This window comes from Pedobacter glucosidilyticus, from assembly GCF_002483235.1.
GTDB classification, from domain to species: Bacteria; Bacteroidota; Bacteroidia; order Sphingobacteriales; family Sphingobacteriaceae; genus Pseudopedobacter; species Pseudopedobacter glucosidilyticum_B.
In genome coordinates this window covers 1,544-2,851 of record NZ_DLHN01000010.1, presented here as the reverse complement: position 1 = coordinate 2,851, position 1,308 = coordinate 1,544, and the positions used below count along the sequence as shown (strand labels likewise).

1 protein-coding gene is annotated in these 1,308 nt (G+C 36.8%); it reads right to left on the bottom strand.

The features are described from left to right. A partial coding sequence (locus tag B2745_RS02345) for a hypothetical protein (protein WP_304063167.1) occupies positions 1-1,216 on the bottom strand: 1,216 nt, incomplete at its 3' end. Positions 1,217-1,308 lie beyond the last annotated feature (92 nt).

The following is a 1,308-nucleotide window of genomic DNA, read 5'->3' as shown; positions in this document are numbered from 1 at the left end:
CAACAACTTCAGTATACATTTTATCTAAAACATGATCCCAAGCTGCGTCAGAAAATTGAGGGAATTGTGCTGTTTTAGTGGTAGTAGTATAAGTATCGTTTCCACTATATTTAGTTTTACTATCAAAATAAGAGGTTTTACCCTGTATGGCAAAAGATGTAAATGCTAGCGTTTTCATCCGCGATAAGTTCGGGCTGAAAATGGCATTGGGTTTCTTCACCTCATAAGAGACATCACCTTTTGGGAATTTTTCTGTTGCAGCAGCCACTAAACCTTTGTTAAAAACTGGTTTGCCTGTTACGGTAATAAATTTACCGTCAGTCACGATATTAAAATATTCCATTTCTGAGAATACACCGCTTACATTTGTAGCCTTATCGGTAGAGGCTCTAGAAACTTGTAAATAAGAATCAGTGAAATTAAGATTATTGGCAACTCCATTCATATTACGGAACATGGCAGCAGGGATGGTAATTTTAGATGCCGGAGCAAACCAACCAACTTCATAAAAAGTTTTTATCCCAAGTGTATTTGCCGCAATGGTAACTCCAATTTGCGTTTGGTCTTGAACTGGTAAATTTTCAAGTTCCAAAACTACATCTTTAGTTAAATCTAAAGAGATGTTTGATACTTGTCCGTTTATAGAGCGTAATTTCACACTTTGCTTAGGAGGATGAATAGTGAAGGCTGATGTTTGACCGCTATTTGTTGTTACTTCTACCCTTTTAGGGCTGTTATCTTTAAAAAACAAAGAATAAATTCCTAATGCTACATAATTTGCAGATTTTCCATCTACATTAACAGTACCTTCTATTTTATTAAATTGCATTTTATTTTTAGAGCTGAAGGATAACATCACTGCGTTTCCTCCTGGCTCCCAACCTTCAAAAAAAGACTGGCTAACCACACCAACACTTGTAGGATGTAAATTAGACATATAATAAGCGCCAGGCACTAAACTTTCTAAATCAGCAGTGGTGCCTACCATGCCCATCATAGAACCAGCTAAGTTTCCGGCAGCCTTTGCTGCCTTAGCTACTACTTTACTCCAGAGGTTTTGCCCACCCTTTTTTTCTCTTACAGAATCTGGAACGATACTGGCTTCTGTTGTTTCTTTTTTAGCAGGTATGATGCTTTTAAGTTTACCCAGTTGGGCATGGCTATTTAAACTTGCACATAACAAGGCTAAAATTGATATTAAATAAATTTTCTTCATTATATAACGAAGGTAGATGGCAAGCTAGCAACGGGCAATACCATACAATAGGCATATTTATATACCCAGCAGTACGGATAAAGGAAAGGATA